The organism is Afipia felis ATCC 53690 (assembly GCF_000314735.2).
Classification (GTDB): Bacteria; Pseudomonadota; Alphaproteobacteria; order Rhizobiales; family Xanthobacteraceae; genus Afipia; species Afipia felis.
The window spans coordinates 4,084,117-4,095,224 of sequence record NZ_KB375270.1; the positions used below are offsets into that span (position 1 = coordinate 4,084,117).

At 61.0% G+C, this 11,108-nt stretch carries 10 protein-coding genes and 1 tRNA gene; 10 read left to right on the forward strand and 1 reads right to left on the reverse strand.

The genetic code is table 11. The features are described 5' to 3' along the window. Nucleotides 1–13 precede the first annotated feature (13 nt). The 3 genes from ilvN to HMPREF9697_RS19440 all read left to right on the forward strand — a co-directional run bounded on the left by ilvN (nt 14) and on the right by HMPREF9697_RS19440 (nt 2,400). On the forward strand, nt 14–571 hold the full coding sequence (gene ilvN, locus HMPREF9697_RS19430; protein ID WP_430642178.1) for an acetolactate synthase small subunit: 558 nt from the start codon (nt 14–16) through the stop codon (nt 569–571). Nucleotides 572–706: 135 nt separating this feature from the next. Next, nucleotides 707–1,726: a ketol-acid reductoisomerase gene (gene ilvC, locus HMPREF9697_RS19435; protein ID WP_002718970.1), complete on the forward strand. Its 1,020-nt coding sequence runs from the start codon at nt 707–709 to the stop codon at nt 1,724–1,726. Between the two features lie 107 nt (nt 1,727–1,833). Then, nucleotides 1,834–2,400 carry a YbhB/YbcL family Raf kinase inhibitor-like protein gene (locus HMPREF9697_RS19440; RefSeq protein WP_002718971.1) on the forward strand — a complete coding sequence of 189 codons (567 nt, stop codon included), beginning with the start codon at nt 1,834–1,836 and terminating at the stop codon, nt 2,398–2,400. A 108-nt stretch (nt 2,401–2,508) separates the two neighbouring features. On the opposite strand, the gene HMPREF9697_RS19445 is transcribed toward HMPREF9697_RS19440, so the two are convergent. Further along, nucleotides 2,509–3,774 (reverse strand): serine hydrolase domain-containing protein, encoded by a 1,266-nt coding sequence (locus HMPREF9697_RS19445; protein ID WP_002718972.1) that lies wholly within the window; start codon nt 3,772–3,774, stop codon nt 2,509–2,511. A 143-nt stretch (nt 3,775–3,917) separates the two neighbouring features. Here HMPREF9697_RS19445 and HMPREF9697_RS19450 point away from each other — a divergent pair, with 143 nt between their 5' ends. The 7 genes from HMPREF9697_RS19450 to HMPREF9697_RS19480 all read left to right on the forward strand — a co-directional run bounded on the left by HMPREF9697_RS19450 (nt 3,918) and on the right by HMPREF9697_RS19480 (nt 11,059). Next, nucleotides 3,918–4,970, forward strand: coding sequence for a polyphosphate kinase 2 family protein (locus HMPREF9697_RS19450; RefSeq protein WP_002718973.1), 1,053 nt, complete (start codon nt 3,918–3,920; stop codon nt 4,968–4,970). Between the two features lie 364 nt (nt 4,971–5,334). Continuing rightward, on the forward strand, nt 5,335–6,894 hold the full coding sequence (locus HMPREF9697_RS19455; protein WP_002718974.1) for a 2-isopropylmalate synthase: 1,560 nt from the start codon (nt 5,335–5,337) through the stop codon (nt 6,892–6,894). Between the two features lie 172 nt (nt 6,895–7,066). Continuing rightward, nucleotides 7,067–8,071, forward strand: coding sequence for a TRAP transporter substrate-binding protein (locus tag HMPREF9697_RS19460; protein WP_002718975.1), 1,005 nt, complete (start codon nt 7,067–7,069; stop codon nt 8,069–8,071). A gap of 120 nt (nt 8,072–8,191) precedes the next feature. Continuing rightward, nucleotides 8,192–8,773 carry a TRAP transporter small permease gene (locus HMPREF9697_RS19465; protein ID WP_002718976.1) on the forward strand — a complete coding sequence of 194 codons (582 nt, stop codon included), beginning with the start codon at nt 8,192–8,194 and terminating at the stop codon, nt 8,771–8,773. Beyond that, nucleotides 8,770–10,095: a TRAP transporter large permease gene (locus HMPREF9697_RS19470; RefSeq protein ID WP_002718977.1), complete on the forward strand. Its 1,326-nt coding sequence runs from the start codon at nt 8,770–8,772 to the stop codon at nt 10,093–10,095. The genes HMPREF9697_RS19465 and HMPREF9697_RS19470 overlap by 4 nt, the downstream gene beginning before the upstream one ends. Before the next feature lie 105 nt (nt 10,096–10,200). Further along, nucleotides 10,201–10,773, forward strand: coding sequence for a Spy/CpxP family protein refolding chaperone (locus tag HMPREF9697_RS19475; protein WP_002718978.1), 573 nt, complete (start codon nt 10,201–10,203; stop codon nt 10,771–10,773). 210 nt (nt 10,774–10,983) lie between these two features. Then, a tRNA-Lys gene (locus HMPREF9697_RS19480) sits at nt 10,984–11,059 on the forward strand. The last annotated feature ends 49 nt before the right edge of the window (nt 11,060–11,108 follow it).

The following is an 11,108-nucleotide window of genomic DNA, read 5'->3' on the forward strand; positions in this document are numbered from 1 at the left end:
TGGTGTAATGGCCATGGACAAGCAGACGAACGAACAACCGGCCTCCGCCTATTTCATGGAGGAGCGGCACGATCCGAACGAGACGCATACGCTCTCGGTGCTGGTGCAGAACGAGCCCGGCGTGCTCGCGCGGGTCATCGGCCTGTTCTCGGGTCGCGGCTACAACATCGAAAGCCTGACGGTGTCGGAGACCGAGCAGCACAAACACATGTCGCGCATCACCATCGTCACCACCGGCACGCCGATGGTGATCCAGCAGATCAAGCACCAGCTCGATCGGATGATCCCGGTCTATCGCGTGGTCGACATGACGCTGACCGGCCGCTCCATCGAGCGCGAACTGGCAATGGTCAAGGTGAAGGGCACGGGCGATGCCCGCGTCGAGGCGCTGCGGCTCGCGGATGCCTTCCGCGCCCGCGTGATCGACGCGACCACCGAGAGCTTCGTGTTCGAAATTACCGGCGCCAGCGACAAGATCAGCCAGTTTGTGTCGCTGATGGCGCCGCTCGGCCTCGTCGAGGTGGCGCGCACCGGCGTCGCCGCCATCGCCCGCGGCCCGGACGGCATGTGAGAGGCCGCGCCCGACCTAAAACCTGATTTTACTTCCCCGCAAAATGCATTAGACAACCCGGGAATTTCGAGGGCCGTCCGGTCCTGAAGGGCCCGTTTCGGGCCTGAAAAGCCCAACACGCACAAGGAAAGCACCATGCGAGTTTATTACGATCGCGACGCCGATTTGAACCTCATCAAGGGTAAGAAGGTCTGCATCATCGGCTACGGCAGCCAGGGTCACGCCCACGCGCTGAACCTGAAGGATTCCGGCGTCAAGGACGTCGCGATCGCGCTGCGCAAGGGCTCTGCCACCGCCAAGAAGGCGGAAGCCGCCGGCTTCAAGGTGATGGAAGTTGCTGAAGCCGCGAAGTGGGCCGACGTCATGATGATGCTGACGCCCGACGAACTGCAGGCCGACATCTATCGCGAGCACCTGCACGACAACATGAAGAAGGGCGCGGCGCTGCTGTTCGCGCACGGCCTCAATGTCCATTTCAACCTGATCGAGCCGCGTGAAGACCTCGACGTGCTGATGGTCGCGCCGAAGGGTCCAGGCCACACCGTGCGCGGTGAATATCAGCGCGGCGGCGGCGTGCCGTGCCTGATCGCGATCCACAAGGATTCCTCGGGCAACGCTCACGACCTCGGCCTGTCCTACGCATCCGCCATCGGCGGCGGCCGTGCGGGTATCATCGAGACCTCGTTCCGCGAGGAAACCGAAACCGACCTGTTCGGCGAGCAGGCCGTGCTCTGCGGCGGCACCGTCGAACTGATCCGCGCCGGCTTCGAGACGCTGGTGGAAGCTGGCTACGCGCCGGAGATGGCTTACTTCGAGTGCCTGCACGAGCTGAAGCTGATCGTCGACCTGATCTATGAAGGCGGCATCGCCAACATGAACTACTCGATCTCCAACACCGCCGAATACGGCGAGTACGTTACCGGCCCGCGCATCGTGACGCCGGAGACGAAGGCGGAGATGAAGCGCGTGTTGCACGACATCCAGTCGGGCAAGTTCGCGCGCGACTGGATGCTCGAGAACAAGGTCAACCAGGCTTCGTTCAAGGCGACCCGCGCGGCAGCCAACAAGCACCAGATCGAGGAAGTCGGCGCGCGTCTCCGCGACATGATGCCGTGGATCAAGAAGGGCGCTCTGGTCGACAAGGCCAAGAACTAAGAGCCTCAAGTTTATTCCATAAACTCAATGTGAGCGCGCGGTGGCTTGATCGGCTGCCGCGCGTTTCGCATTTTTGCTTTGAGAAATAAAAATCAGGGAGGATGGATATGGCTGGTTTCAGGTTTGCCGGATATTGCGCCGTTGCGGGCGTGCTGCTTCTGGGCGCGCCGGTCGCATCGTTGGCCGATCCCCTGGTTCTGACGTCACCGAATTTCACGGATGGCGGAAAGCTGCCGGTCAAGCATGCCGGTGCTCTGAAGACGAACCCGAACTGCGTTGGCGAAAACATTTCGCCGGCTCTCGCGTGGAACAGCCCTCCTGAGGGCACGAAAAGCTTCGCCTTCGTGGTTTACGACCCCGACGGCGGCAAGGGACTCGGTGTCTATCACTGGGTTGCCTATGGCATCGCGCCGGATCGGCGCAGTTTCGCGGAAGGCGATGTCGGGCAGCCGTCCGACAAGTTTGTCGGCGGCAAGAATACTGCAGGCCTCAATTTCTACCTGGGGCCATGCCCGCCGGCGAACACCGGCTTGCATCACTACAATTTCAGCCTGATCGCGACGGACCTCGAACCCAATGCTCTTGAGCCCGGACTGACCCGCGACGAACTGGTGGCAAAGCTCAAGGGGCACACCACGGGCGTCGGCACAATCGTCGGTCTGTTCGGCCGCTAGATTTTCTAGCCTCAAGGCTACTGCAATAAAAACAGCAGCCCCGCATGCGCGAGGCCGCTGTGATGTTGTCGGCGGCATCCGAATAAGATGCCGCTGTGGTTCGATCGCTTACTTCAGTTCCTCGACCACGGCATCGAAGAAGGGCTGCGGCGTCAGCAATTGAAGGTTCTGCGGCTTCGACGCTGCGCTCGTCATGGCGATCACGACATGCGCTGTCGGATCGATGTAGACGAACTGACCGAAGATGCCACGCGCCATGAAGGCCTTGTCGGCGCGGGCCTGATCGCTGAGCGCAATCCACCACATGTAACCATAGTCGAGCGGCGTGCCGCCCTTCAGGACCTTGGGCGTGCTGGCTTCCTGCATCCATCCGTCGGGCAGGACATTCTTGCCGCCGGCGACGCCGCCATCGAGATAGAACTGGCCGAACCGGGCGAAGTCGCGCAGCGTGGCCGACAGGCCGCTGCCCGCGATCTCAAGTCCGCCCGGCGAATCCAGCCACCATTTGGCCGGGGCCTGCATGCCATAGGGCTTCCAGATTTTTTCGGAGAGATATTCCGCAAGCGGCTTCTTGATCGCGCCGTGCAGAATTTCGCCAGCCACCTGGGTTTCGCCGGTGCTGTAATTGAACTTGGTGCCCGGCTCGACCGCGCGCGACAGCTTCGCCATTACATCCATGGCGGCGTTGCGCTGCTGCGATTCCTGCGCCTTGAGGAGGTGACGCCGGTCGGAATTGGGATCGGTGTAGGTTTCGTTCCACTTCACGCCGGACGACATCATCAGCACGTCGCGAATGGTCACGCCTTCATAGGCGCTGTCCTTGAGACGCGGCACATATTTCGTGACCGGCTCGTCGAGGCTCTTGATGTAGCCATCCTTGACGGCCGCGCCGATCAGGGTCGATGTAACCGACTTCGCGATCGACATCGACGTCCAGCGGGTGTTCGGCGTGTTGCCCAGTTGATAGGTCTCGTAGGCAACCTTGCCGTCCTTCAGGATCAGCAGTCCGGAGACGCGGTTCACAGCAAGGAAGTCGAAGAGATCGTAGGTTTTGCCGTTGACGGTAAATTTGACCTGCTTGATCTGCTTTTCGGCAGGCTTGAAGGCCTTCGGGTGTTCGGACGGCGTGACAGTCCGCGTCGGGAACAGGCGATCGACGTTGCGGAGCGTGTTCGCGGTCAGATCGGGCGTCAGCAGGCCGTCATAGAGTTGTTGGCCTGTGCCGATCGTTTCCTTGGCATGCGGATAGACATCCTTGGCATGCGCTGGTGCGATAGCCGTTCCGGCCACAAGAGCCAACAGGCCGAAGGCGGTGAGCGCCGCGCTTGCGGTCCTGGTGTATGTGCGGTGTGAGATCGTTCGGGAGTTGAGCATTTTTGCTCTCCGGGATTTTGGAAGGATTATTGTTTGCTTTCTATCGTGTCGCGAAAGACATTCTCATTGGCAATCGTCATGCGCAAGCGCGATGCTGGTGGACCTTTGCGTGTCCTATAGCGTTACCGTCAAAGGAGTGAATGATGGGCAAGAAGAACGGCAAGACGTCCGGCGGCAAGACCGATCTCTCACGTTATGTGGATCCGTTCAGGGTCGATGGTTCGCGCGAATTTCATTTAAAGTTTCACAGCACCGACGAAAAGGGCGGCGTCGACAAGGACGATGCGAAGGAGCTGCTTCAGGCCAATCTGGTGCGGCTGCGTGCATCGCAGGAGAAACTGTATGCCCATGACCGCTGGTCGTTGCTCCTGATCTTTCAGGGCATGGATGCGGCGGGAAAGGACAGCGCCATCGAACACGTGATGTCCGGCGTCAATCCGCAGGGCTGTCAGGTGTTCTCGTTCAAGCAGCCATCATCGAAAGAGCTGGACCACGATTTCATGTGGCGCAGCATGATCGCGCTGCCCGAGCGCGGCCGCATCGGTATCTTCAATCGCTCTTATTACGAGGAAATGCTCGTCGTCCGCGTTCATCCCGAAATTCTGGCGCAGCAGAAAATTCCGCAACGTCTCGTCACCAAGAGCGTCTGGCGCGAACGGTTCGAGGACGTTTCCAATATCGAGCGCTATCTCACGCGCAACGGCACGGTGATCCTGAAATTCTTCCTCCACGTCTCGAAGGAAGAACAGCGCAAGCGCTTTCTGGCGCGCCTTGATGAGCCCGCAAAGAACTGGAAGTTCTCGCTGGCTGATGTCAAGGAGCGGGCGTTGTGGGACCGGTATTACGCCGCCTATCAGGAGGTCCTGCGTCACAGCTCCTCATCCTATGCGCCATGGTACGTGGTGCCCGCGGATCACAAATGGTTCTCGCGTCTCGTCATCAGTTCCACGATCGTCTCAACGCTCGAAAAGCTCGGCCTGTCTTATCCGGCCAAGTCGGAAGCCTCGCCGGCGGAACTGAAGAAGGCGCGCATTGCCCTGGAAAAAGAGGGACCGCCGCTTCGCAACCGCCGCAAGGCCGTTTCCGCGAAGAAAACGGCTGCGCCGAAGGCCGTTCCGAAGCCGCCTTTGCCGAAGGAGATTGCCGAGACCGTGGGCCGCCATGAGCCGGTAGCGCCAAATGGACAGCGTTCCTGACGTTTATTTGGCGTTGCGGCGACAGCCAAATCGTCTAAAACAGCGGCGGATGGCGGCCTCAACCAAGCATCAATGGTTTGGGTGGATCATGCGCCACCGGAAGCGATGAAGGCATTCGATGTCGAGCAAAACGACCTACGCAGCACAGGGAAGGGTGGCTTTGGCCGCCGGTCTCGTTGCGCGCCCGGTCGCCGCTTCGCAGCTTCGTGCCTCGCTTCTTGGCGGGCTCCTGCTTCTTATCCGCCCCTGAGGGCCGTCTGGGCATGCAGCCTGGGCACTCAGGGGACCGTGAAGAAGCCTCGAACCCCCAATTGCGCCTATCCATTCAGATCGGAACGGCGCCCCTGACCAAAGGAACGATTTCATGACCAGCCTCACCACGTCCGGCAAGGACCGCGTTGTCATTTTCGACACCACCTTGCGCGACGGCGAGCAATGCCCCGGCGCCACCATGACCCATGAGGAGAAGCTGGAGGTCGCCGAGATGCTCGACACCATGGGTGTCGACATTATCGAAGCCGGCTTCCCGATCGCCTCGGTCGGCGACTTCGAAGCGGTCGCCGAAATCGCGCGGCAGACCAAGAACGCTGTGGTTGCCGGTCTCGCGCGCGCCATCCCCGCCGACATCGCCCGTGCGGGCGAAGCCGTGCGGCATGCGAAGCGCGGCCGCATCCACACCTTCGTCTCGACCTCGCCGATCCATCTGGCGCACCAGATGCGCAAGAGCGAGGAGGACGTGCTCGACATCATCACCGCGACGGTGGCGCAGGCGCGCAACCTGGTGGAAGACGTCGAATGGTCGGCGATGGATTCGACCCGCACGCCGATCGAGTATCTGTGCCGCTGTGTCGAGACCGCGATCAAGGCCGGTGCGACCACGATCAACCTGCCGGACACGGTGGGCTACGCGGTGCCCGAAGAGTATCGCCGCATGTTCAAGACCATTCGCGAGCGGGTGCCGAACGCGGACAAGGCGGTGTTCTCGGTGCATTGCCATGACGATCTGGGCCTGGCGGTGGCGAATTCGCTGGCGGGCGTCGAAGGCGGCGCGCGGCAGATCGAGTGCACCATCAACGGCATCGGCGAGCGTGCCGGCAACGCCGCGCTGGAAGAAGTCGTGATGGCGATCAAGACCCGCGGCGACGTGATGCCTTACTGGTGCAACGTCGAGTCGACGTCGCTGACCCGCGCCTCGAAGGTGGTGTCGGCGGCGACCTCGTTCCCGGTGCAGTACAACAAGGCCATCGTCGGCCGTAACGCCTTCGCGCATGAGAGCGGCATCCATCAGGACGGCGTTTTGAAGAACGCGCAGACCTACGAGATCATGACGCCCGAAAGCGTCGGCGTGAAGCAGACCTCGCTGGTGATGGGCAAGCACTCCGGTCGCCATGCCTTCCAGCACAAGCTGAAGGAACTGGGTTACGAACTGGCCGACAACCAGTTGCAGGATGCCTTCGTGCGCTTCAAGGCGCTTGCCGACCGCAAGAAGGACATCTACGACGAGGACATCGAGGCGCTGGTCGATCAGGAGCTGGCGCAGTCGCATGATCGTCTGCGTCTGGTGTCGCTGACGGTGATCGCGGGAACCAACGGTCCGCAGCGCGCCACCATGAAGGTCGAGGTCGAAGGCAAGGTGCGTATCGACGAGGCCGAAGGCAACGGTCCGGTGGATGCGGTGTTCAACGCCGTGAAGGCGCTGGTGCCGCACGAAGCCAAGCTGGAATTGTATCAGGTTCATGCCGTCACGGCTGGAACCGATGCACAGGCAGAAGTGTCGGTCCGGCTGTCTCAGGATGGCCGGTCGGTGACGGCGCGCAGTTCCGATCCCGATACGCTGGTGGCTTCGGCGAAGGCTTATCTGAGCGCGCTCAACAAGATTATATCGCGCCGTCAACGCGAAGTGCCGGCGGCTGCGGCAAGCTGACACACCCCTTTCGCCAATGCAAAAAAGCGGCGCTGTGCGCCGCTTTTTTTATGTCGTACTGCTGCGAACGATCAATAGGCTTGACCGTCCTGATCTGCGATGGTCCGGTGCGACCCGCTTACCGCTGCAAGCGGGTTTTGGAGTTTGTATGGGCTTGGGAGGAAAAAAGTCTATGAAGAAAATCGCTATTGCCGCTGCGTCCCTTGCGGCTGCTTTCATGGTTGGTCCGGCGAATGCGCAGACGCCGCCGATCGTCATCAAGTTCAGCCACGTCGTCGCTCCCGAGACCCCGAAGGGCAAGGGCGCCGAGAAGTTCAAGGAGCTTGCCGAGAAGTACACCAACGGCAAGGTCAAGGTCGAAGTCTATCCGAACTCGCAGCTTTACAAGGACAAGGAAGAGGTCGAGGCGCTGCAGCTCGGTGCGGTGCAGATGCTCGCCCCTTCGCTGGCGAAATTCGGCCCGCTCGGCGTCAAGGAATTCGAAGTTTTCGACATTCCCTACATCATGCCCGACAAGGCAGCGCTCAATCGCGTCACGCATGGCGACGTCGGCAAGAAGCTGCTCGCGAAACTCGAGCCGAAGGGCATCAAGGGCCTCGCCTACTGGGACAACGGCTTCAAGATCATGAGCGCCAACAAGCCGCTGCATAAGCCGGAAGACTTCCGCGGCCTGAAGATGCGCATTCAGTCCTCGAAGGTGCTTGAAGCGCAGATGCGCGCTCTGGGTTCGATCCCGCAGGTCATGGCGTTCTCGGAAGTCTATCAGGCGCTGCAGACCGGCGTTGTTGACGGCACCGAAAACCCGCCGTCGAACATGTACACCCAGAAGATGAACGAGGTGCAGAAGCACGCTACGCTCTCGAACCATGGCTATCTCGGCTACGCCGTGATCGTGAACAAGAAGTTCTGGGACGGCCTGCCGGCGGATGTCCGCGGCCAGCTTGAGAAGGCGATGGCGGAAGCCACCACCTACGCCAACGACATCGCCCAGAAGGAAAATGACGAGGCGCTGGATGCGATGAAGAAGGCCGGTACCACCACCTTCTACACGCTCACGCCGGAAGAGACTGCGGCCTGGCGTAAGGCGCTTGATCCGGTTGCGGACGAAGTCGGCACCCGCGTCGGCAAGGATCTGATCGCCGAGTTCCGTAAGGAAGCGGCTGCATCTGCAAAATGATGTGAAAGCCTGACGGCCCGGCGCCAAGCCGGGCCGTTTACGGCTTGCCAGCGGACGATAAATCATATCGTGCTGTGATGGACCGGCCAGAGGCCGGATTTTCGGTACCGGGGGGCTGCCGTGCGGCTGTTTTTGAAAATCCTCGATCAACTCGAGGAAATTCTCATCACCTTTTTGATCGCAGGTGCGACCGTCATCATCTTCCTGGCGGTCCTGCACCGCTATGGTTCGGGCGTCTCGTTTCTCTATCCGTATCTGCACCAGATCCACATGTCCTGGGCGCAGGAACTATGTATTTTCATGTTCGTGTGGATGGCGAAGTTCGGCGCGGCCTACGGCGTGCGCACCGGCATCCATGTCGGCGTCGACGTGCTAGTCCTGAAGCTGCCGCCGAAATCGCGCAAGGCCACGATCCTTTTCGGTCTGCTGTGCGGCGCGCTGTTCACCGGCGTGGTCGGTACGATGGGCGCGAAGTTCGTCTATGGCCTCAGCCTGACCGACCAGACCACGCCGGATCTCGAATGGCCGAGCTGGATCGTCTATCTGTGCGTGCCGCTCGGTTCCTATCTGATGTGCTTCCGTTTTCTGCAGGTCGCCTTTGCCTATTTCCGGACAGGAGAGCTGCCGCATCACGATCATTCGCATGTCGAGGGAATCGATGTCGATAATGCGATTGGCCCAACGCCGGAGGGCCAGCGATGACCACTCTTTTCATCTTCCTTCTTCTCATCGCTTTGATGCTGACCGGCATGCCGATTTCGATCGCGCTCGGTCTCACCGTGCTGACGTTCCTGTTCGTGATGACGCAGGTGCCGATCGAGTCGGTGGCGCTGAAGCTGTTCACGGGCATCGAGAACTTCGAGATCATGGCGATCCCGTTCTTCATTCTCGCGGGCAATTTCCTCACACATGGCGGCGTCGCCAGACGCATGATCAGGTTCGCGACGTCGATGGTCGGCCATTGGTATGGCGGCCTCGGCCTCGCGGGCGTGATGGCGTGCGCGCTGTTCGCCGCGATCTCCGGCTCATCGCCGGCGACCGTGATCGCGATCGGCTCGATCCTGCTGCCCGCGATGGTGGAGCAGGGCTATCCGAAGCGCTTCGGCGCGGGCGTCATCACGACGTCGGGCGCGCTCGGCATTCTGATCCCACCCTCGATCGTGATGGTGATCTATTCGGTCGCGACCGGCGGCAGCGTTGCGCTCGGTCCGAATGGAGAACGCGTGCTGTCGGCGTCCGTCGGACAATTGTTCATCGCCGGCGTCATTCCGGGCATCATGCTGGCGACCTTACTGGGCGTGACCACGTTCTATCGCGCCTGGAAGAACGACTATCCGCGGCTTCCCCGCGCGGGCTGGGCCGAGCGTATCAAGACGTTCCGTGAATGCATCTGGGGCCTGCTTCTGATCGTGATCGTGCTCGGCGGCATCTATGCCGGCTGGTTCACGCCGACCGAAGCGGCGGCGATGAGCGCAGTCTATGCGTTCTTCATCGCGGTGTTCGTCTACAAGGATATGACGCTGAAAGACGTGCCGCGCGTGCTGCTCGGCTCCGCCAACATGAGCGCGATGATCCTCTACATCATCACCAACGCGGTGCTGTTCTCGTTCCTGATGACGAGCGAGCAGATTCCGCAGCAGTTGACGTCGTGGATGATCGGCAATGGCGTGAACTGGGTGACGTTCCTGATCTTCGTCAACGTGCTGTTGCTGATTGCAGGCAACGTCATGGAGGCAAGTTCGATCGTGCTGATCACCGCGCCGCTGCTGTTCCCGATCGCGGTCAAGCTCGGCATCCATCCGGTGCATCTCGGCATCCTGATGGTGGTGAACATGGAAGTCGGCATGTGCCATCCGCCGGTTGGCCTCAACCTCTATGTCGCGTCGGGCATTGCCAAGATGGGCATCACCGAACTGACCATCGCGGTCTGGCCGTGGCTGCTGACGATGCTGATGTTCCTTCTGGCGGTGACGTTCATTCCCGAAATATCGCTGTGGCTGCCGCGCATGCTCGGCATGCTCTGACGAGTTGGATTAAACCCCGGTAAGGTTGAACACCTTACCGGGGTTTAAGTTGAACGCAGGTGCAACGCTCTCCATGTTGGCTCTCCACCTTACGGAGAGTGCCCCATGAAGAAGATCGCCCTCGCTGCCGTTGCCGCCCTTGCGATCGCAGGTTCCGGCGCAGCCTATGCCCAGCATCGTTCCCACCATCATCATCCGCATTTCAGTGCGCAGGATAAGATCGCGTTTGTCGATGCACGTATTGCTGCCGTGAAGGCGGGACTCAAGTTGACGCCGGATCAGGAAAAGAACTGGCCTGCGGTCGAGAGCGCGGTGCGCGATTTCGCCAAGCAGCGGATCGATCGTACCGAGGCGCGCCGCACCGAGCGCCAGGCTCGCCGGGCCGAACAGGAAGGCAAATCCGCCGAGCAGCGCGTGCCTGCCGATCCGGTGGCGAGGTTACAGAAGCGCGCCGACAACATGGCCGCGACGGCAGCCGGTCTGAAGCGCATCGCGGACGCAGCCGATCCGCTCTACAAGAGCCTCGATGACGGGCAGAAGCGCCGCCTCGCGGTGCTCACGCATGCCGGCCGTCGTCACGGCTGGATGCAGCATCGTTTCGAACGCGAGGAGGGCAGCCCGCGGCGTCATTTCGAGCGCGGTGAACGCGGCGGAGACGGCGAGACCGGCAATCTTTGAGCAGGGCCACGAGGACAAGAGGAAAAGCCGCCGATTTCCGGCGGCTTTTTGCGTCCGGGGATCGCGGTTGCCGTTGACCGCCGCCCGTCATCCACAGCCGGGCCGAAGACATGATTTTGCGGACAAAATCATGGCCACCTTTGCTGGACATCGGGGGAGGCCTTTGCTAAACGACGGCCTCTTCCACGGACATTTAATCCGGTCGGAACCGGGCGATTAGCTCAGTTGGTAGAGCAGCTGACTCTTAATCAGCGGGTCGTAGGTTCGAGCCCTACATCGCCCACCATCATCTAAGCACTGCGCCGCAGGCACTTCTCACAATCCGGACAGTAGAA